General features: G+C 66.2%; 15 protein-coding genes and 1 riboswitch. Of the genes, 4 read left to right on the forward strand and 11 right to left on the reverse strand.

Features of this window, described 5'->3' with window-relative positions; all coding sequences use genetic code 11:
* The 4 genes from narH to AAC067_RS05065 are packed head-to-tail and all read right to left on the reverse strand — an operon-like array spanning nucleotide 1 to nucleotide 8014.
* The gene (gene narH / locus AAC067_RS05050) at nucleotides 1–1524 is read right to left on the reverse strand and encodes a nitrate reductase subunit beta (RefSeq protein ID WP_339930214.1); all 1524 of its coding nucleotides are present in this window, start codon (nucleotides 1522–1524) and stop codon (nucleotides 1–3) included.
* Nucleotides 1521–5264, reverse strand: a complete 3744-nt coding sequence (locus tag AAC067_RS05055; protein ID WP_339930216.1) for a nitrate reductase subunit alpha — start codon at nucleotides 5262–5264, stop codon at nucleotides 1521–1523. Before AAC067_RS05055 ends, narH begins: the two co-directional genes overlap by 4 nt.
* A gap of 2 nt (nucleotides 5265–5266) precedes the next feature.
* Complete coding sequence (locus tag AAC067_RS05060) at nucleotides 5267–6661, reverse strand: MFS transporter (protein WP_339930218.1); 1395 nt, start codon at nucleotides 6659–6661, stop codon at nucleotides 5267–5269.
* A 12-nt stretch (nucleotides 6662–6673) separates the two neighbouring features.
* Nucleotides 6674–8014 carry a nitrate/nitrite transporter gene (locus AAC067_RS05065; protein ID WP_339930220.1) on the reverse strand — a complete coding sequence of 447 codons (1341 nt, stop codon included), beginning with the start codon at nucleotides 8012–8014 and terminating at the stop codon, nucleotides 6674–6676.
* Nucleotides 8015–8319: 305 nt separating this feature from the next.
* Between AAC067_RS05065 and AAC067_RS05070 the strand changes: the two genes are divergently transcribed.
* Nucleotides 8320–9099, forward strand: coding sequence for a cyclic nucleotide-binding domain-containing protein (locus tag AAC067_RS05070; protein WP_339930891.1), 780 nt, complete (start codon nucleotides 8320–8322; stop codon nucleotides 9097–9099).
* Here AAC067_RS05070 and moaA read toward each other — a convergent pair whose 3' ends face one another.
* Nucleotides 9100–10092, reverse strand: coding sequence for a GTP 3',8-cyclase MoaA (gene moaA, locus AAC067_RS05075; RefSeq protein WP_339930222.1), 993 nt, complete (start codon nucleotides 10090–10092; stop codon nucleotides 9100–9102).
* Nucleotides 10082–10218: riboswitch (molybdenum cofactor riboswitch) on the reverse strand. Its footprint overlaps the gene before it by 11 nt.
* A gap of 204 nt (nucleotides 10219–10422) precedes the next feature.
* Between moaA and modA the strand changes: the two genes are divergently transcribed.
* From modA to modC, 3 genes are read left to right on the forward strand one after another with little or no spacing between them, the layout of a single operon-like run.
* Complete coding sequence (gene modA / locus AAC067_RS05080) at nucleotides 10423–11190, forward strand: molybdate ABC transporter substrate-binding protein (RefSeq protein WP_339930224.1); 768 nt, start codon at nucleotides 10423–10425, stop codon at nucleotides 11188–11190.
* Nucleotides 11191–11200: 10 nt separating this feature from the next.
* Nucleotides 11201–11896, forward strand: coding sequence for a molybdate ABC transporter permease subunit (gene modB / locus AAC067_RS05085; RefSeq protein WP_339930226.1), 696 nt, complete (start codon nucleotides 11201–11203; stop codon nucleotides 11894–11896).
* Nucleotides 11893–12960, forward strand: coding sequence for a molybdenum ABC transporter ATP-binding protein (gene modC / locus AAC067_RS05090; protein ID WP_339930228.1), 1068 nt, complete (start codon nucleotides 11893–11895; stop codon nucleotides 12958–12960). Before modB ends, modC begins: the two co-directional genes overlap by 4 nt.
* A 7-nt stretch (nucleotides 12961–12967) precedes the next feature.
* Here the strand turns inward: modC and AAC067_RS05095 are convergent, their stop codons facing one another.
* From AAC067_RS05095 to AAC067_RS05120, 6 genes are read right to left on the reverse strand one after another with little or no spacing between them, the layout of a single operon-like run.
* Entirely contained in the window at nucleotides 12968–14152 is a 1185-nt protein-coding gene (locus tag AAC067_RS05095) for an NnrS family protein (protein ID WP_339930230.1), read from the reverse strand.
* Entirely contained in the window at nucleotides 14149–14541 is a 393-nt protein-coding gene (locus AAC067_RS05100) for a chorismate mutase (RefSeq protein WP_339930232.1), read from the reverse strand. Before AAC067_RS05100 ends, AAC067_RS05095 begins: the two co-directional genes overlap by 4 nt.
* Nucleotides 14538–15440: a U32 family peptidase gene (locus AAC067_RS05105; protein ID WP_339930234.1), complete on the reverse strand. Its 903-nt coding sequence runs from the start codon at nucleotides 15438–15440 to the stop codon at nucleotides 14538–14540. The genes AAC067_RS05100 and AAC067_RS05105 overlap by 4 nt, the downstream gene beginning before the upstream one ends.
* Nucleotides 15441–15448: 8 nt before the next feature.
* A complete protein-coding gene (locus AAC067_RS05110; protein WP_339930236.1) occupies nucleotides 15449–16462 on the reverse strand; it encodes a peptidase U32 family protein in 1014 nt (337 codons plus the stop codon).
* A complete protein-coding gene (locus AAC067_RS05115) occupies nucleotides 16459–16983 on the reverse strand; it encodes an SCP2 sterol-binding domain-containing protein (protein WP_339930238.1) in 525 nt (174 codons plus the stop codon). The genes AAC067_RS05110 and AAC067_RS05115 overlap by 4 nt, the downstream gene beginning before the upstream one ends.
* A complete protein-coding gene (locus tag AAC067_RS05120; RefSeq protein ID WP_339930240.1) occupies nucleotides 16974–19220 on the reverse strand; it encodes an adenosylcobalamin-dependent ribonucleoside-diphosphate reductase in 2247 nt (748 codons plus the stop codon). The genes AAC067_RS05115 and AAC067_RS05120 overlap by 10 nt, the downstream gene beginning before the upstream one ends.
* Nucleotides 19221–19365 lie beyond the last annotated feature (145 nt).

A 19365-nucleotide genomic window follows, 5' to 3' on the forward strand; every position in this document is an offset into this window, starting at 1 on the left:
TCAAGCCACCTCTGCTGTGGGTTTTGCGGTTGAGCGCTTGTTGGGCCCGAACAGGCCCAGTTCGGTGCGGCCGCCGGAGCAGCCGTTGCCGAAGGTGAAACCGCAGCCGCCCCGGATGTCGAAGGCGTCCTCGGCGGTCTCGCGGTGGACCGAGGGGATGACGAACCGGTCCTCGTAATCGGCGATGGCCATGATCTTGTACATGTCGTCGATCTGGGCCGCGGTCAGGCCGACCTTGGCCGCAAGGGCGTGGTCGATGCGGCCGTCGATGGTCTTGGCGCGCATGTAGGCGCGCATGGCCAGCATGCGCTGCAGCGCCAGGGTCACCGGGGCCTCGACGCCCGCCGTCAGCAGGTTGGCGAGGTATTTGACCGGGATGCGCAGCGCGTTCACGTCCGGCATCTCGCCGTCCATCTCCAGCGCCCCGACAGCCGCCGCGTTCTGGATCGGCGACAGCGGCGGGACGTACCAGACCATCGGCAGGGTCCGGTATTCGGGATGGAGCGGGAAGGCGATCTTCCAGTCCATGGCCATCTTGTAGACCGGACTGCGCTTGGCTCCTTCGATCCAGGCGTGGGGAACGCCGTCGGCCATGGCCTGGGCGACCACCGCCGGATCATGCGGATCCAGGAAGACGTCGAGCTGGGCCTGGTAGAGGTCCTTCTCGTCGACGCTGGCGGCCTCGCTGATGCGGTCGGCGTCATAGAGCAGCACGCCGAGATAGCGGATGCGACCGACGCAGGTCTCGGAACAGACCGTCGGCTGGCCCACCTCGATACGCGGGTAGCAGAAGGTGCATTTCTCGGACTTGCCCGAGTCCCAGTTGTAATAGATTTTCTTGTAGGGGCAGGCCGAGACGCACATCCGCCAACCGCGGCACTTGTCCTGATCGATCAGGACAATGCCGTCCTCTTCCCGCTTGTAGATCGCGCCCGAAGGACAGGCCGCGACGCAGGTCGGGTTCAGGCAGTGCTCGCACAGCCTGGGCAGGTACATCATGAAGGTGTTTTCGTACTCGCCGTAGAGGTCCTTTTCGATGTTGGCGAAGTTGTAGTCCTTCGACCGTTTGGCGAACTCACCGCCGAGGATTTCCTCCCAGTTCGGACCCCACTCGATCTTCTCCATCCGCTGGCCGGTGATCGCCGAGCGCGGACGCGCCGTGGGGAAATGCTTCATTTCCGGCGCGGTCTGGAGGTGGGCATAGTCGAAGTCGAACGGCTCGTAATAGTCGTCGATCTCCGGCAGGTCGGGGTTGGCGAAAATCTTGGCCAGGATGCGCCATTTCGCGCCCATCCGGGGTTCGATGTCGCCATTCTTCTTGCGCCGCCAGCCGCCGTTCCAGCGTTTCTGGTTCTCCCAGTCCTTGGGATAGCCGATGCCGGGTTTGGTCTCGACGTTGTTGAACCAGGCGTATTCGACGCCCTTGCGGCTGGTCCAGACGTTCTTGCAGGTGACGGAGCAAGTGTGACAGCCGATGCACTTATCGAGATTTAACACCATGCCGATCTGGGCGCGGACCTTCATCGGACAGGCTCCTTGGCTTGAGAAAAGTCACCGAGCGGCTCGTCGAGCCAGTCGACCTTGGTCATCTTGCGGATGACCACGAACTCATCGCGGTTGGAGCCGACGGTGCCGTAGTAGTTGAAGCCGTAGGACAGCTGGGCGTAGCCGCCGACCATGTGCGTCGGCTTGGGCACAATCCGGGTGACCGAGTTGTGGATGCCGCCGCGCCGGCCGGTGATCTGGGACCCCGGCGTGTTCACGATCTTTTCCTGGGCGTGATACATGAAGGTGGTGCCTTCACGGATGCGCTGGGATACCACCGCCCGGGCGGTGATCGCGCCGTTGGCGTTGAACAGCTCGACCCAGTCGTTATCGACCACGCCGATGCGGCGGGCGTCGGTTTCCGAGATCCAGATGACGGGGCCGCCCCGGTTGAGGGTCAGCATCATCAGGTTGTCGGAATAGGTCGAGTGGATGCCCCATTTCTGGTGCGGGGTGATGAAGTTCAGCGCGATCTCGGGCTCGCCGTTCGGTTTGCGGCCCTGGACCCACAGGGTCTTCATGTCGAGCGGCGGACGATAGACGCACAGCGCCTCGCCGAAGGCCCGCATCCACAGGTGGTCCTGATACAGCTGCTGACGACCGGTCAGGGTGCGCCACGGAATCCGCTCGTGCACATTGGTGTAGTTGGCCGTGTAGCAGACGTGCTCGGACTCCAGGCCTGACCAGATCGGCGAGGAGATGATCTTGCGCGGCTGGGCGACCAGATCGCGGAAGCGGATCTTCTCGTCCTCCTTGGGCAGGGCCAGATGGGTGTGGTCGCGGCCGGTCTGTTTGGACAGGGCGGCCCACGCCTTGACGGCGACCTCACCGTTGGTTTCCGGGGCCATCATCAGCACAGCCTCGCAGGCGTCGACCACGTCGTGGATCGAGGCCCGGCCCTCGGAAACGCCCTCATCGAGGACCTTACCGTTCAGGGCGCGGAGCAGCTCGACCTCGTTCTCGGTGTTCCAGGCCAGGCCCTTGCCGCCATTTCCGATCTTTTCCATCAACGGACCGATGGAGGTGAACTGCTTGTAGAGGTTGGGATAGTCGCGCTCGACCACCGTGATCTGCGGCATGGTGACGTTGGGCACCGGCTCGCACTCACCCTTCCACCAGTCCTTGACCTCGAACGGCTGGGCCATCTCGGCGGGACTGTCGTGCTGGATCGGGGTCAGGACGACGTCCTTTTCGACGCCGAGGACCTCGGGGCAGATCTCCGAGAAGGTCTTGGCCAGACCGCGGAAGATGTCCCAGTCGCTGCGGGCTTCCCACGCCGGATCCACCGCCGCGGTCAGCGGGTGGATAAACGGGTGCATGTCCGAGGTGTTGAGGTCGTTCTTCTCGTACCAGGTGGCCGTCGGCAGGACGATGTCGGAATAGACCGCCGTCGTCGACATGCGGAAGTCGAGCGTGACCAGCAGGTCCAGCTTGCCCTCCGGGGCCTCCTCGCGCCACGTCACTTCGGTCGGCTTCACGCCGCCACTTTCGCCCAGGTCAACGCCCTGGACGCCATGGCTCGCACCCAACAGGTGTTTGAGGAAATACTCATGTCCCTTGCCGGACGAGCCGAGCAGGTTTGAGCGCCAGACGAACATGTTGCGCGGCCAGTTGGCCGGGGCGTCCGGGTCCATGCAGGACATTTCCAGCGACCGGTCCTTGAGCGCCTTGACCGTATATTCCTTCGGGTCGACCCCGGCTGCCTCGGCGGCGCGGGCCACCTCGAGCGGATTGGTCTTCAGGGCCGGTGAGGACGGCAGCCAGCCCATCCGCTCGGCGCGGGCGTTGAAGTCGATCAGAGAGCCTGACCAGTCGCCGTCCGGCGCCGTCGGCGACAGCAGTTCGGAAGGAGTCACGGTCTCGTAGCGCCACTGATCCGTGTGGGCGTAGAAATAGGAGGTGGCGTTCTGCTGACGCGGCGGGCGGTACCAGTCGAGGCTGAAGGCGATCGGGGCCCAGCCCGATTGAGGTCGCAGCTTCTCCTGACCGACATAGTGGGCCCAGCCGCCGCCCGACTGACCCACGCAACCGCACATCACCAGCATGTTGATGACCGAGCGATAGTTCATGTCCATGTGGAACCAGTGGTTCATCGCCGCACCGATGATGACCATGGACTTGCCATTGGTCTTTTCGGCATTGCCGGCGAAGCCCCGCGCCACGGCGATGATCTGGTCCCGCGGCACGCTGGTCATGCCTTCGGCCCAGGCGGGGGAGTAGGGCTCCGGATCGTCGAAGTCCCTGGGCATGTGGTCGCCGCCGAAGCCCTGGTCGACGCCGTAGTTGGCCAGGAACAGGTCGTAGACGCAGGCCACGAGGGCCTCGCCGTCCTTAAGCTTCATGCGCTTGACCGGCACATTGCGGACCAGAACGTCGGGGTGGTCGCTGGAGGCGAAGCCGTTGGTGGCGGTGTTGGCGAAATAGGGGAAGCGCACGCCCACGACCTCGTCGTGGTTGTCCTTGAGACCCAGGGTCGGACGAATGTCCTTACCCGCGGCGTCCTTCTCCTCGAGGTTCCACTTGCCGTCCTCGCCCCAGCGGAAGCCGATCGAGCCGTTGGGCACGACGACCTTGCCACTGATCTCGTCGATGACGACGGTCTTCCAGTCCGGATTGTTCTTCTGACCGAGCGACTTGTCAAAATCGGAGGCGCGCAGCTGGCGTTCGGCCACGAGGCCGCCGTCCTGGGGAACCAGTCGAACCAGCATCGGCAGGTCCGAATACTGACGCAAATAGTCGCGGAAATACGGGACCTGACGGTCGACGTGGAATTCCTTGAGGATCACATGACCGAAAGCCATGCCCAGGGCCGCGTCCGTGCCCTGTTTGACCGACAGCCACAGGTCGGCGAATTTTGAGGCTTCGGAATAGTCGGGGCAGATCACCGCCGACTTGGCTCCCCGATAGCGGGCCTCGGTGTAGAAGTGGGCGTCCGGCGTCCGCGTCTGCGGCACGTTCGAGCCCCAGAGCAGCAGGAAGCCGGAGTTGAACCAGTCCGCCGATTCCGGAACGTCGGTCTGCTCGCCCCAGGTCTGCGGCGAGGCCGGCGGCAGGTCGCAGTACCAGTCATAGAAGGACCCGGAGGTCCCGCCCATCAGCTGCAGGTAACGAGCGCCGGCGGCGTAGGACAGCATCGACATGGCCGGAATTGGCGAGAAGCCGAACACCCGGTCCGGTCCCCAACGCTTGATCGTGTGGGCGTTGGCGGCGGCGATGATCTCGTTGACCTCGTCCCACTCGGCGCGGACGAAGCCGCCCGATCCGCGCATTTGGATGTAGTCGGTCCGTGCGGCCGGATCGTCCTGGATCGAGGCCCAGGCGGCGACCGGCGGCAGGGTCGCCCGCGCCGCGCGCCAGTGCTTCAGCAAGCGCGAGCGGATCAGCGGGTATTTCACCCGGTTGGCCGAATACAGGTACCAGCTGTAGCTGGCCCCACGGGCGCAGCCGCGCGGCTCGTGGTTGGGCAGGTCGGGACGGGTGCGCGGATAGTCGGTCTGCTGGGTCTCCCAGGTGACGATCCCGCCCTTGACGTAGATCTTCCAGGAGCATGACCCGGTGCAGTTCACGCCATGGGTCGAGCGCACGATCTTGTCGTGACGCCAGCGGTTTCGATAGGCCTCCTCCCAGGTGCGGTCGTCGTCATTCATGACGCCGTGCTTGTCGGAGAACAGCTCGGTCTTGCGCGTGAAGAAGGCAAGGCGGTCGAGGGTATGGCTCATGATCAGACTGCCGCTTTGAGGGAGAGGTTCAGGGGCGAGCGCGGCCGGGCGTAGTAGACCCAGTTGACGACCGCGCAGGTCGCGTAGAAGGCGCAGAAGATGTAGAGGGCCGTGACCGGGCCTCCGGTCGCCTTCATCGAGTTGGCGAAGGCCAGTGGGATGAAGAATCCGCCGTAGGCGCCGAGGGCCGACGAGAAGCCGACGATGGCCGCGGATTCCAGCTCCGACTGTTTCCGGCGTTCATCCGGCGAACCATCGGGCATCAGCCGCGGCATTTCGGTTCGCACCAGGGCCGGGATCATCTGGAAGGTCGAGGCATTGCCGACCCCGGTCCAGAAGAACAGCCAGATGAAGCTGGCGAAGAACAGGCTGAAGACCGGCTCACCGCCGAAGGCACCGACGCTGTAGAGCACCGCCAGCACACCGACGATCAGGGCGTAGAAGACGATCTGTGTGACGTTCTGACCGCCCCAGCGGTCCGAGACCCAGCCGGTCAACGCCCGCGAAGCCGCGCCGACCAGGGGGCCGAGGAAGGCGATCTGCAGGATGTTGACGTCGGGAAACAGGGTCCTGCCCAGCAGCGGAAACGCCGCCGAAAAGCCGATGAACGAACCGAATGTGCCGACGTAGAGGTAGCACATCAGCCAGTTGTTCTTGCGTTTGAAGATCACCGACTGGGTCTGGAACGAGGCCTTGGCTGACGTGATGTCGTTCATCCCGAACCACGCCGCAGCAGCCGATGCCAGCAGGAAGGGGATCCAGACGAAGCCGGCGTTCTGCAGCCAGATCTGGCTCTCGACTCCCTTGTCGACGGCGATCTGGGGGGCACCAACGACGGGCGCGAACAGACCGAGCGTGATCACCAGGGGAACGGCGAACTGCATGACGCTGACGCCGAGATTGCCGAACCCCGCATTCAGCGCGAGGGCATTGCCCTTTTCAGCCTTCGGATAGAAGAAGCCGATGTTGGACATGGATGAGGCGAAATTGCCGCCCCCCAGTCCGCAGAGCAGGGCGAGCGTGACGAACACCCAGTACGGCGTGTCGGGGTTCTGGACCGCCAGCCCGATCCCCAGAGCCGGGATGACGAGGGACAGGGTCGACAGGGCCGTCCAGCGTCGACCGCCGAAGATCGGCACCATGAAACTGTAGAAGATGCGCAGTGTCGCGCCCGAGAGAGCGGGGAGGGCTGCCAGCCAGAACAGCTGGGACGTTTCGAACTTGAAGCCGATCAGACCGAGCTTGGCCACGACCATGGACCAGACCATCCAGAGCGAGAAGGCCAGCAGGAGGTTGGGCACCGAAATCCAGAGATTCCGGGCGGCGATCCGCTTGCCGGAAAAGGCCCAGAATTCGGGGTCTTCAGGATGCCAGTCGTTCAGAACATGACGAGACATGGGTGTCTTTCTCTAGCTCGAGCGTGAGGAGGCGAGGGCGGCCCTGTCGGGTCCGACGCCGGCCAGTTCCGGAAATTCGGGGAGGGTCGCCAGGTCGGGGGCGCGTCTGTGTTCCATCCGGCTCACGGCCAGGTGCATCCAGATCAGGGCACCGAAGACCAGCAGGAACAGCAGCATGAAACAGCTGGTCCAGACGCCGGTCAGATCGTTCAGAGCTCCGAAGGCGATTGGCATGATGAAGCCGCCGAGTCCGCCGATCATACCGACCAGACCGCCGACCGCGCCGACGTGGTCGGGGTAGTAGACGGGGATGTGCTTGTAGACCGCGGCCTTGCCCAGGCTCATGGCGAAGCCCAGCACGAAGACCAGGACCGTGAAGGCCGGCAGGCTCAGCGCCAGTTTGAACTGGATCGGACCTTCGATGCCGTCGATCACATAGGTCGTGGCGGGATAGGCCAGGATGAAGGCGCAGACGGCGCTGATGGTGAAGGTCAGATACATGACCTTGCGCGCGCCGATCCGGTCCGACAGCCAGCCGCCGAACACCCGGAACAGGGAGCCGGGGACCGAATAGGCGATAGCCAGCATGCCGGCCGCGCCGATACCGAGGCCGTAGGCTCCGGTCAGGTAGTGCGGCAACCATAGGGCCAGCGCCACGAACCCGCCGAAAACAAAGAAGTAATAGAGCGAGAAGCGCCAGACCCTGATGTCCTTCAGCGGTGTCAGCTGCATCCAGGCGGTGACCGGCTTTTCGCCGGTCCGGCGGCGCTCGGCCACATCAGGCTCATCCCGGGTCAGCAGGAAGGAGAGGACCGCGATGACCAGCAGCACGATGGCCCAGACCTGCGCCACGGCCTCCCAGCCCAGAGCCAGCATCAGGAACGGTGCCGCGAACTTGGTTACGGCAGCGCCGACGTTGCCGGCCCCGAAAATGCCGAGTGCTGTTCCCTGTTGGCCCGCAGGGTAGAATTTCGAGACATAGGCGACGCCGACCGCGAACGCCCCGCCCGCCAGGCCGACACCGAGTGCCGCGACCAAAAACTGGGTGTAGGTCTCGGCGTAGGACAGCAGGAAGGTCGCTGCGGCGGCCAGGACCATCACGATCAGGTTGACGATGCGGCCGCCGAACTGGCCGGTCCAGACGCCCAGGAATATCCGTGAAAGCGATCCGGTCAGGATCGGCGTGCCGACCAGCAGGCCGAACTGGGCCTCGCTCAGGTTGAGGTCGGCTTTGATCTGAACCCCGATGATCGAGAAGATTGTCCAGACAGCGAAACAGGCGGTGAAGGCGAAGGTACTGACCCAGAGCGCAGCCTTGGCTCCCGGGGCAGGCACTTCGGAAACAGAGACCATTGCGGTCTACTCCATCGATCTGGACCGTGCTCCGGCCCGTCTGCGATGTTCATTATCTGCGGTGCGGGGCTCGAAGATTGATCCTGATCAATTCGAGGCGGTCAAAGGTACCATATTTTGTGTATTTGATTGATAAACGTAAGCAAACTTACCCTGTTTGTGTCCGCGATTGTTGAAACTGCCCGTTGCCTTTGACAAAGATCAAATGGTAGGTCGCACTGGATAGGGAGGCGTGAGCTTTTTGGTCTTAATTCCTGTAGGCGAGGCCACGACATCCTGACTCAGATTCGGAGCCAATCATGACCATGCGCGAGTCCGACATCGAACGGGTCAAGGCCCTGCCGCTGTTCTCTCGAGCCTCACCCGAGGTCTTCCGGGACGTGACCGGGGGGGCGTTTCTTCAGCGCTTCCCGGCCGGGACCACCCTGCTGATGGAAGGCGATACGGTCGACTTTCTCTACGTGCTGCTGGACGGAATGGTGGAACTGCAGGGGTCGTGGAAGGAGAAGGAGACGACGCTGGCGCTGCTGCGCCCGGTGTCGACCTTTATCCTCGCTGCCGTGGTTCTGGATGCCGACGCCCTGATGTCGGCGCGAACCCTCGAACGGTCCGAGATCCTGATGCTGTCCGGCGAGGCCCTGCGCCGCGTGATGCGACAGGATGCCGATTTCAGCTTTGCCGTGGCCCAGGAACTGTCCGGCTGCTATCGCGGCCTGGTCCGGGCCGTGAAGAACCAGAAACTGCGCGGCGGCGTCGAACGTCTGGCTAACTATCTGGTCACCCAGCGTATTCGCCAGAACTCGGTCGAGACGATGGTCCTGCCCCATGAGAAGCGCGTGCTGGCCTCCCTGCTGGGCATGACGCCGGAAAACCTGTCCCGGGCCTTCGCCAGTCTGGCCAAATACGGCGTGGTCGTGCGGGGGGGCGAGGTCACTCTGAGCCGGCCCGAGGCGCTGGAGCGACTGGCCCGTCCGTCGCCGCTGATCGACAACCACATGCCACCTCCAACCGGCGTCGTCGGCAAGGCCGAGAGCGAACGCTGGAGTTCGGTGACCGGGCGCAGCTGCGGCTACGTCTCGAGCTGATCAGCCGCCGAGCTGGGCCAGGTTTTTCAGGTCGCCTGACAGACCCTGGGCCAGTTGATGGCCCCAGGTCTTGCCGGTCAGGCCAGAGACGATGCGGGCGTTCAGAAGGTCGCGATCATCGTCATCCTGAAGCAGGTCGCGCAGATCGACGCCGCCGTCACCGAACAGGCACAGCCGCAGCTTGCCCCGTGACGTCACCCGCAACCGGTTGCAGCTGTCGCAGAAGCCGGGCGAATAGGGCGCGATCAGACCGATGGACCCGGCATAATCAGGGTGACGATATTCGAGCGCCGGGCCGGCATCGACGGCCCGCGGCCCCGCTGTCCAGCCATTGCGATCCAGCCAGTCACGCAGGCCCTGGGCCTTTACATGATGCGTGGCGAAATAGTCGTGGTTGTCGGTGGTCTTCATCAGTTCGATGAAACGAACGGTGACGGGTCGGTCCCGCACGAAACGGGCCCAGCCGTCAAAGCCGGCCTCCGCCGTCTGGCGTAGCAGCACGGCATTGACCTTCACGGCCGAGAAGCCTTCGGCCAGGGCCATGTCCAGCCCGGTCAGGACCTGGTTCAGCTTGTCGTGGCCGGTGATCTGCCGAAACACCTCGGGGTCGATCGAGTCGATGCTGACGTTGATGTGGCTAAGACCCGAGGCGCGCCAGTCGGTGACGTGACGGGCGAGATTCCAGCCATTGGTGGTTACGGCGACCTTGGAGACGCCGGGCGAGGCCGCGACGGTGCTGATGATGTCGTTGAAGTCCTTGCGCACCGTCGGCTCACCGCCGGTTAGCCGGACCTTGCTGAGCCCGAGGTCCGAAAAGCCCGCGACCAGACGTCGGATCTCGTCGACGGTCAGGAAGGACAGCGGGCCGCTCTTCTTCCAGCCATTCGGCAGGCAGTAGGTGCAGCTGAAATTGCAGACCTCCGTCACGGACAGACGGAGGTAGTGAAACCGACGCCCGAAGGTGTCGGCCGCGGGGGCGGCATCGAGTGCCATGGAAGCTCCTTTCCAAATGCGGGAGGCGAAGGGATTTCTCCCGTCGCCCTCGATCCTTACGGATCCGGCGACCGGGCCATGGCGTGGATGCGCTGTAGGCCGGGGCACTCGGAGCGAACTCACCATGAGGCATAGGCCTTCATCCCGCCATTCACTTTGATGCGGGGCTCCTGGAGGCTTGATGAAAATCAAGATTGACCGCATTGCCGTTGCGCCGTGGGCCGGCGCGGCCATGCTAGACAACAGGACGACGGGCCGACTGATCCGGCATTGGGGAGCCGCAGAGCGATGAGGCAGGCAGGGACAGGCATGGGACGGCGAGAGGGGCTGATGCTGCTCGCCGCCACGGTCCTGACTGGCTGTGCGCCCCGGGAGGCAGCAGGGCCGCCACCGATCGATCTGTTCGCGGCGGCCAGCTTGCGTGAGGTTCTGGATGCCCTCGCCGCGGAGCATCTGCAGCAGACCGACCGGACCGTCCGGATCACCTATGCCGGCAGCGCCCAGCTGGCCCGCCAGATCGACCTGGGGGCCCCGGCTGGTCTGTTCGTCTCGGCCGATGAGGCGTGGATGGACTGGCTGGATGCGCGCGGTCTGGTCGAGACCGCGACCCGGCGGAGGGTGGCCGGAAATGCTCTGGTGCTGATCGCCCCGATCGGGACCGCCGACGCTATTGTGGACCTGACCTCGGCAGCCGCGCTGACGCACCGCCTCGGGGACGGCCGGCTGGCCATGGCCGATGCCGGCGTTCCGGCCGGCCGCTATGGGCAGGAGGCCCTGACCCGGCTGGGTCTGTGGTCGAGCGTCGAAAACCGGCTGGCACCGGGGGACAGCGTCCGCGCGGCCCTGGCCCTGGTCGCGCGGGGCGAGACCCCGTTGGGCATCGTGTATGCGACCGATGCCCGCGCCGAGCCCCGGGTCCGGGTCGTCGCGACCTTTCCGGCCAACAGTCATGCGCCGATCGTCTATCCGGTCGCGCGGCTGCGGAGGTCGCAGGGTGGTGGTGATGCCGTGGCAGCCCAGGCGTTTCTCGATCTGATGACGAGCGCTCAGGGGCAGGCCGTGTTCCAGCGTTTCGGCTTCACCCGGCCGACGGTCTGAGCGCGCCCGCATGACCCCGCTCAGTCCTGAAGAACTGCAGATCATCGGCTTGTCGTTGAAGGTCGCGCTGACCGCGACGGCGTTCAGCCTGCCGCCGGGGATCGCGCTGGCCTATCTGCTGTCGCGCCATAATTTTCCCGGCAAGGCGCTGCTGTCGGGCTTGACCCATTTGCCGTTGATCCTGCCGCCGGTGGTGACCGGCTATGCCCTGTTGCTGCTGTTTGGACGCAGCGGACCGCTCGGCAACTGGCTCGAACCCATGGGGATCGTGTTTGCCTTCGACTGGACCGGGGCGGCGCTGGCGGCTGCGGTCATGGGCTTCCCCCTGCTGGTGCGGGCCGTCAGCCTGTCGTTCGACATGATCGACCCCCGGATCGAACGGGCAGCGGAGACCCTCGGGGCCACGCCTTTCATCCGGTTCGTGACCATCACCCTGCCGCTGGCCCTGCCCGGGATCGTGGCTGGTGCCGTACTGGCCTTCGCCAAGGCGCTCGGCGAGTTCGGAGCCACGATCACCTTCGTGTCGAGCATACCGGGCGAAACCCGCACCCTGCCGCTGGCGATCTACAGCCTGACCCAGGTGCCGGGCGGCGAGGCGGCGGCGCTGCGACTGGTTCTGATTTCGGTCGGGGTATCGATCGGGGCGCTGCTGGTCTCGGAATGGGTCGCCCGGACGGCGGCGCGTCGGGTCGGAAGGGCTGCATGATGCTCGAGGTCACGGCCCATATTGCCCGCGACGACTTCTCGCTCGAGGTCGAGTTTGCCAGCGACGCCCGCATCACCTGTCTGTTCGGCCGCTCCGGCTCGGGCAAGACCAGCGTGGCCGAACTGGTCGCCGGTCTGATCCGGCCGAGCCGGGGCCGGGTGGTTCTGGCCGGAGAGCCGCTGTTCGACGGTGATGCCGGTGTATCGGTTCCGTCGTGGAAACGGCGCATCGGCTATGTGTTTCAGGACGTCCGCCTGTTCCCGCACATGATGGTGCGGGACAATCTGCTGTATGGCGCGCGCCGGTCCGGCGAGGCCAGTCCGGAGCTGGAACAGACCGCGTCCCTGCTGGGTCTCGAGGGATTGCTCGAGCGTCGTCCGGGCTCGTTGTCGGGCGGTGAGGCGCGTCGCGTGGCGATCGGGCGGGCCCTGTTGACCCGGCCACGGCTGTTGATACTGGACGAACCGCTGGCCGGGCTGGACGGGGCGCGACGCGGCGATCTGCTGCCCTATCTCGACCGTCTGGCCCAGGACGGCCCGCCCATCCTCTATGTCAGCCATGCCGTCGATGAGGTCGCGCGTCTGGCCGACCGGGTGGTGCTGGTCGGCGAAGGGCGGGCGCTTGAGGCGGGGCCGCCGGATGAGGCGTTTGATCGTCCGGAGGCCGAGGCGGCTGCGGGGCTGAGCGCGCCGCTGTCGATCCTGAACGGGCACGTGATCGCGCATGATCCGGCGGGCAATGCCACCCGTATAGACCTGGCCGGCACCGCGTTTCTGTCGCCGCTTCTGGACGTCGCGCCGGGCGAACGGGTGCGGGTCATCGTTGACGCGCGCGACGTCGCTCTGGCCCTGGTCGACCCGGTCGAGGCCAGCTTTCAGAACCGGCTGTCGATGCGGATCGCGGCGCTGGAGGATCGCGCTGACGGGGTGCTGGTTCGGCTTGAAGAAGGGGACCTGAGGCTGAAGGCCCTGATCACCCGGCAGGCCAGCGACCAGCTGGCGCTGGTTCCGGGACGACGGGTGATCGCCCTGGTCAAGGCCACGGCCTCGGCACGTTACGCCTGAGTCCCGATCAGCCCCGGCCCAACCGGGGGGTCAGCAGGATCGGGGCGTAGCTGATGACGAAGGCGAGGAAGGCCGCGGACCAGAGCCCGACCGACACGATCAGCAGGGCATTGTAGGCACCCGGCAGCAGACCACCGACCACGCGGGTCAGGGCCGCAAGGTTGACCAGTCCATAGATCAGGATCTCGGCCTTGCCGGCGGTCAGCGACCGTCCCGTATGACCGCGGCTGGAGCGGGTCATGATGGCCAGGGTCATCACGCCAACGGCTCCGGCCGTCAGGGCATGGACGCCCACCGAGGGAAGGACGAGGGCCGGGGCCACGACCGACAGCCCCAGCAGCACAAAGCCCGCAGCCAGCCACAGATAGCCGAGGTGGAGGATCAGCACGAGCGGCTCGGCCATAGTCGCCTCGCCGCGCCAACGGGCCAGCCGGATCAGGTTCAGGACCCCCGCCAGCAGCAGGGCCGCTCCGGTCGCCGGATGGGATGGGACGAAGCTCCAGGCCGCCAGCCCCGCCGCCGTGACGATCAATGTCATCGTGTCGAACCGACCGGCGACGGCTGGAAGCGGCCCGCCGCGCTTGAGCTGCCAGTTGCGGGTGAAACTGGGTGTGACGCGACCACCGATCAGGGCGATCAGCAGGGACACGACCGACAGGCCAAGACGGGTGGACAGATTGTCGACACCGCCGGCTCCGGCTTCCAGATGAAAGCCGATATTGGCGAGGGCGAGCACGGTGACGATCATCGCGACGGGGAGGTTGCGCCAGTTGCGTCCCGCCAGAACCTCGCGCCAGATCACGCCGGCTACGGCGACCAGGAACAGGCTGTCGATGATCGTCGGCCAGGCCGCTGCGGCGATGTCCGTATTCAGCGCCATGGCCAGCATGGCGCCTCGCCCTGCCACCCACAGGCCGAACAACAGGGCCAGAGGCCAACCGACCACCGGCAGTCGACCGGTCCAGTTGGGCACGGCGGTCAGCAGAAAGCCGACGATGATCCCGCCCGCGTAGCCGAACAGCATCTCATGGACATGCCAGCCCAGTCCCACCGGTCCGCCATTCAGGAAGGCGTAGATCCAGAGCGGCGCGGCGATCGCGGACCACAGGGCAGCGAACAGGAAAAAGGGACGCAGACCGATGCTGAAGAGGGCAGGCCCGCGATAGGCGCGGATGGCGGCGGCTGTGCTCATGATGGGTTCCGTACGGCAGACCCGCTCTGCATAGGGGATGCGTCGCGCGACGACCTTGACCGACTTCCGGCCGAGTCCTGCTTATGGTCAAGTCGGGTCCGGGGCTGGGTTCCCCGGCGTAACTGGGCCTGCTGGGCCTGAGCCGAACGTTCCAGCAGTTCGCGCCACACCGGTGCGGCGACGGCCTCGTCCAGCCCATAGCGTTGCGCAGCGGCGCGAATGCGGGCGAGGATGACGGCGATCCGCTGCGGATCCCGGATCGCGTCCGGATCCCGTTTGAGGCGGGCAATGTGCATGACCTCGCGTTGCCGCGCGGCCATGAGCCGCACCAGGACGGTGTCGATCCGGTCAATGCGGGCCCGCCGCGCCGCCAGTTCGCCCGTACTCACAGCGCCGGCCGCTCGCCGATGGCGCGGGCTCCGGCTGCGCCATGCAGATAGCCACTGACCAGCGGGCCGGGTGGCCCCAGTGCGTCGATACGATCGGCCATCTCGTCTGCGGCGATGTGGCCATCTGCGTAGGCCCGGAAGGCCTCGGCCACGGCGACCATGTCGAGCGTGTGCGGGGACAGACGCAGGGCTGAAATTCCGGCTGCACGAAGGGTTTCGACCGGGACGTCCACGAGCTGGCAGCCGTGGGACAGGGTCTGCAAACCGTTCACCGCGAGGAAGGGCTGGCCCTCGACCGTGGCCACATCCATGCCGTCGGGATGGCGGTCGCAGACATAGCGACAGGCGTCGCGGTGCAGGCCTTCCATCCGGGCCTGGGCGCAGCGGCTCGACAGGGCCAGTGGCAAGCGACCGAAGGCAAACAGTTCCAGCGTCAGGTCGGGGCAGGCGCGGGCGATCTCGGCGACTGAGGCCAGCGGGAGTTCGACATTGGCGCACAGGCGCACGCAGCCAAGTCGCATCAATTCGGCCGCTGCCGGGGCGCTGTAGATGTTCAGCAACGGCCCGGCGACGAAGGGCGCGGGGGCCCGACTCCAGACCGCCGACATGTCCCCGGCCTCAATCAGGTGATCGGGATCGGCGGCCAGGTCCGTCGCCAGCCGGCGCTCCCTCGGCGTGGCCGGCAGGGCCAGCGTCGACCAGACCACCGTCTTGCCGGCGTCTTCCAGTCGCCCGGCCGACCGGGCCAGGGCGTTCTGGAGCAGGGGCTGACGCTTCCCGCAGACGACCTCGCCCAGGTAGACGGTCGTGACCGGGGCCTCGTCGGCAATCCGGGCGTAGAAGGTTTCGACCCGGTCTGCGGCCCAGTTGAACAGCAGGGGCCCGATCGCCAGTTCCATCGCGCCGCTCATCGCCAGCGCTTTCGATAGGCACCGGTCGTCTCGCGTGCGCCTTCGGCGAGGTCGTTCAACAGGGATTCATAGGGGGCCGGGGATTCGCCGCGGCCGAGGGCATCGATGGCGGCGCGGAAGGCGGCGGTGACCCGCGCCACATAGGCTCTCCCCCTCTGGCGGCCTTCGATCTTGACGGCGGTGACTCCCGCCCCGGCCAGACCGGCCAGCAGGCTCATGGCGTTCAGACTGACCGGATCCTCGAACAGATAGCCGGCCTCATCTGATACGCCACCGCGGAACCGGCCCTTGCACAGGGTTGGATAGCCGCCGGCCTCGCCCGCGGGCAGACGGTCGATGGCGAACCCAGAAAGCCGTGTGGTGCGTTCGCCGTCCGCCTCGCTGAAGCTGACGGCCTCTGGCGGGGAACAGACTCCCGACAGGTTGGGCGAGCGACCCGAGGCATAGGAGGACAGGGCACAACGGCCCTCGGCCATTACGCACAGCCCCCCGTAGACGAAGGCTTCGGTCTCGACGGTGATCTCGCGGCACAGGGCCTTGATCTCCTCGACACTGAGCACGCGTGGCAGGACGACGCGCTTCACGCCGTACTCACGCGCATAGAAGGCGATGGCTTCCGGGGTACCCGCCGCGGCCTGGACCGACAGGTGCAGCCGGGTATCGGGATGGTTGCTGTGCATGTGCGACAGCACGGCCAGGTCCGCCGCGATGATGGCATCGACGCCCGCCACCGCCGCCGCGTCGGCCGAGGCGCGCCAAAGATCGGTGGCGTCCGCCCGCGCAAAGGTGTTGAGCGCCAGCAAGACCCGGGCCCCGCGTTCATGGGCCCAGTCGGTCGCCGTTCGCAGTTCTTCGGGCGAGAAATTCAGGCCCGGGAAATTGCGCGCATTGGTCTCGTCGCGGAAACCGCAATAGACACTGTCGGCACCGGCCTCGACCGCGGCCTTCAGCATGGCCGGCGATCCAGCCGGGCAGACTAGTTCAAGGGTCGGGACCGTCGTGGCGATCATCTCCGCTCCTCCGGTTCGCGCCAGCGACGGGCGATGGACAGCACCGTCTGCAGCGGTGGGTCGAACCGTCGTGGCAGACCCAGGATGTCCGCCATCGTCAACTCCGAAGCCTCCAGCGCATTGTGCAGGGCCAGGATGGCGGCGGTGTCGCCGTCGACATTGATACAGCGCTGGAAGAAGGCCCCGTCGGCGTCCCCGCGTCCGTCGAACAGGGCCAGAAGCGTCAGTAACGGGCCGCTGATCCGCGCCGAGGCATCGCCGGCATCGTCGCCGGGACGCACCACGCGGATGGACCCGCTTTCACCGTCCGGGCGCATCTCGAAGGCGACGGGCAGGTCCACGGGGCTGATCCGGATGGTGGCATGGCGAACATGACCCAGCCGGTCGAAGGCGTCTGGCTGGCGGCGTGCGATGCTGCGCAGCGAGGCCGTCAGCAGGATCTCGACCGGTCGCCGGGCCCGATAGAAGACATCCGTCCAGGGCCGGGCCGCGTGTGGACGGCGCAGCGGCGCTATCCGCATCGGGAGTAGCCGCAGTCGAGACAACTGTCGCAGCCCTCCTTGCGCACCAGTCCGGGCGTCCCGCAGCGGGGGCAGGTCGAGGGGGAAGGGGCGGCTGCGGTGGCCGTCGTCGGCTCAGGTTCTGCAACCGTCGCGTCGTCGCCGGCCGTCAGGCCGAGATGGCGCTCGATCACCGCCCCGATGGCCGCCGGGAGGGAGGGTGTATAGCGCCCCTCCATCCAGGCTCCGCCGCCGGGATCGAACACGGCCTTCAGCTCTTCCGCCACGAAGGAGACATCGCCACCGCGCCGGAACACGGCCGAGATCATGCGCGTCAGGGCCAGGGTCCAGGCGTAGTGGGCCATGTTCTTGGAGTTGACGAAGATCTCGAACGGCCGCTGTTTGCCGCCGTCCTCGTCTTCGGAGTCGTTGATGGTGACGTAGACAGCATGGGCGTCCAGCGGCCAGCGTACCTTGTAGGTCGCCCCCTCCAGTCTGGCGGGCCGCGGGGTCAGGACCGGCGCATCCGGAGCCGCCGCCGCCGGGGACGACGGTTCGACACTGAGCACCGAGCCGGTGATGGCATTGGGCCGATAGGTCGTCAGCCCCTTGCAGCCCAGACGGTACCCCTGGCGATAGACATGGGAGAAGGCGTCGAAGGGGATGTCTTCGGGACAGTTGATGGTCTTGGAGATCGAGCTGTCGATCTGTTTCTGTGCTGCCGCCTGCATGCGCAGATGGTGTTCGGGGGTCAGGGTCTGGGCGCTGACGAAGGCGTTGCCGGGAGCACCCTCCAGCGGCGCATCCGCCCCTTTGAGCCGGTGCCACAGGGACAGGGCATAATCCTCGACCGCCTCTTCGCGCTTGCTGCCGTCCGGCTGCAGGACCTTGCGATTGTAGGCAAAGGCGAACACCGGTTCGATGCCCGAAGAAACGTTCCCGGCCAGCAGGGATGTCGTCCCGGTCGGCGCAATCGAGGTCAGGCAGCCGTTGCGCAGACCGTGGCGGGCGATCAGCTCACGGGTCTCGGCGTCAAGTCCGGCGAGGTTGGGCTGCTCCAGCATGATCGAGTCGTAGAGCGGGAAGGGGCCCTTTTCGGCGGCCAGTTCGGCCGAGGCGCGATAGGCTTCGCGCCGGATCACGCCCAGCCAGCGTTCGGTCAGGGCCACGGCCTGGTCCTCGCCGTAGCGGGCCCCGCAGAAAATCAGGGCGTCGGCCAGCCCGGTCACGCCTAGACCGATGCGGCGCTTGGCCTTGGCCTCGGCGTCCTGGGCGGGCAGGGGGAAGCGCGAGATGTCGATGACATTGTCCAGCATGCGGACCGCTGTGCGGGTCAGGGCCCCCAGTTCTTCCTCGTCCATGGCCGCGCCGGCTTCGAACGGCGTGGTGACCAGCCGGGCCAGGTTGATCGATCCCAGCAGGCAGGCTCCGTAAGGCGGCAACATCTGTTCGCCGCAGGGGTTGGAGGCCGAGATCACCTCGCAATGAGCCAGGTTGTTGGCGGCGTTGACGCGGTCAATGAAGATCACCCCGGGCTCGGCGGCGTCATAGGTGGCGCGCATCAACCGGTCCCACAGGTCCGCCGCGCGCACGGTGCGCCGGACCTCGCCGTTGAACACCAGCGGCCAGTCCGCGCCCTCGTCGAGGGCCGCCATGAAGGTGTCCGGAACCAGCACTGAGAGATTGAAGTTCCGGAACCGGGTCGCGTCGCGCTTGGCGTTGATGAAGGCTTCGATGTCCGGGTGATCGATCTTCAGGCAGCCCATCATCGCACCGCGCCTCTGACCGGCAGACATGATGGTGCGGCACATGGAGTCCCAGACGTCCATGAAGCTGAGCGGTCCCGAGGCCTCGGCACCCACGCCACGGACCGGGGCACCGGCCGGTCGTACGGTCGAGAAGTCCATGCCGACGCCGCCACCCTGCTGCATGGTCACGGCCGCTTCGCGCAGGTGCTGGAAGATGCCGTCCAGATCGTCGGGCACCGTGCCCATGACGAAGCAGTTGAACAGGGTCACGGATCGGCCGGTGCCCGCCCCGGCGAGAATCCGGCCGGCGGGCAGGAAGCGGTATCCTTCCAGGGCCTCGCGGAACCGGGTCCGCCAGCGTCCGCGCGATTTGGCGGGCTCGGCCTCGGCCAGGGCTGTGGCGACCCGGTCCCAGGTGGCTTCGACGGTCTTGTCGCCCTCGCCGTCGACCGGCCGAAAGCGGTATTTGCTGCTCCAGATTTCTCCGGCCAGCGGACTGTCGAACGCCATGTCTGATCCCCTTGGAAATGAAGGTCAGAGTCGGTGATTCCCTGCGGCGTGCGGAAGCCGCGCGAAGCTGTCGCAGGTCGAGACCCCCATCAATGCAAGGCTTGATGGGGATCAAGAGGCGGGTGGGGCGAACGGTCTAGGAAGG

Source organism: uncultured Brevundimonas sp. (genome assembly GCF_963977465.1).
GTDB lineage: Bacteria > Pseudomonadota > Alphaproteobacteria > Caulobacterales > Caulobacteraceae > Brevundimonas.

Excerpts from the sequence above, each read along its gene's own strand:
- AAC067_RS05110 (WP_339930236.1), bottom strand. The coding sequence starts at position 16,462 with ATGATCGCCACGACGGTCCCGACCCTTGAACTAGTCTGCCCGGCTGGA.
- narH (WP_339930214.1), bottom strand. The coding sequence starts at position 1,524 with ATGAAGGTCCGCGCCCAGATCGGCATGGTGTTAAATCTCGATAAGTGC.
- AAC067_RS05095 (WP_339930230.1), bottom strand. The coding sequence starts at position 14,152 with ATGAGCACAGCCGCCGCCATCCGCGCCTATCGCGGGCCTGCCCTCTTC.
- AAC067_RS05105 (WP_339930234.1), bottom strand. The coding sequence starts at position 15,440 with ATGGAACTGGCGATCGGGCCCCTGCTGTTCAACTGGGCCGCAGACCGG.
- AAC067_RS05065 (WP_339930220.1), bottom strand. The coding sequence starts at position 8,014 with ATGGTCTCTGTTTCCGAAGTGCCTGCCCCGGGAGCCAAGGCTGCGCTC.
- AAC067_RS05055 (WP_339930216.1), bottom strand. The coding sequence starts at position 5,264 with ATGAGCCATACCCTCGACCGCCTTGCCTTCTTCACGCGCAAGACCGAG.
- modC (WP_339930228.1), top strand. The coding sequence starts at position 11,893 with ATGATGCTCGAGGTCACGGCCCATATTGCCCGCGACGACTTCTCGCTC.
- AAC067_RS05115 (WP_339930238.1), bottom strand. The coding sequence starts at position 16,983 with ATGCGGATAGCGCCGCTGCGCCGTCCACACGCGGCCCGGCCCTGGACG.
- modB (WP_339930226.1), top strand. The coding sequence starts at position 11,201 with ATGACCCCGCTCAGTCCTGAAGAACTGCAGATCATCGGCTTGTCGTTG.
- AAC067_RS05060 (WP_339930218.1), bottom strand. The coding sequence starts at position 6,661 with ATGTCTCGTCATGTTCTGAACGACTGGCATCCTGAAGACCCCGAATTC.
- AAC067_RS05070 (WP_339930891.1), top strand. The coding sequence starts at position 8,320 with ATGCGCGAGTCCGACATCGAACGGGTCAAGGCCCTGCCGCTGTTCTCT.
- modA (WP_339930224.1), top strand. The coding sequence starts at position 10,423 with ATGCTGCTCGCCGCCACGGTCCTGACTGGCTGTGCGCCCCGGGAGGCA.
- moaA (WP_339930222.1), bottom strand. The coding sequence starts at position 10,092 with ATGGCACTCGATGCCGCCCCCGCGGCCGACACCTTCGGGCGTCGGTTT.
- AAC067_RS05120 (WP_339930240.1), bottom strand. The coding sequence starts at position 19,220 with ATGGCGTTCGACAGTCCGCTGGCCGGAGAAATCTGGAGCAGCAAATAC.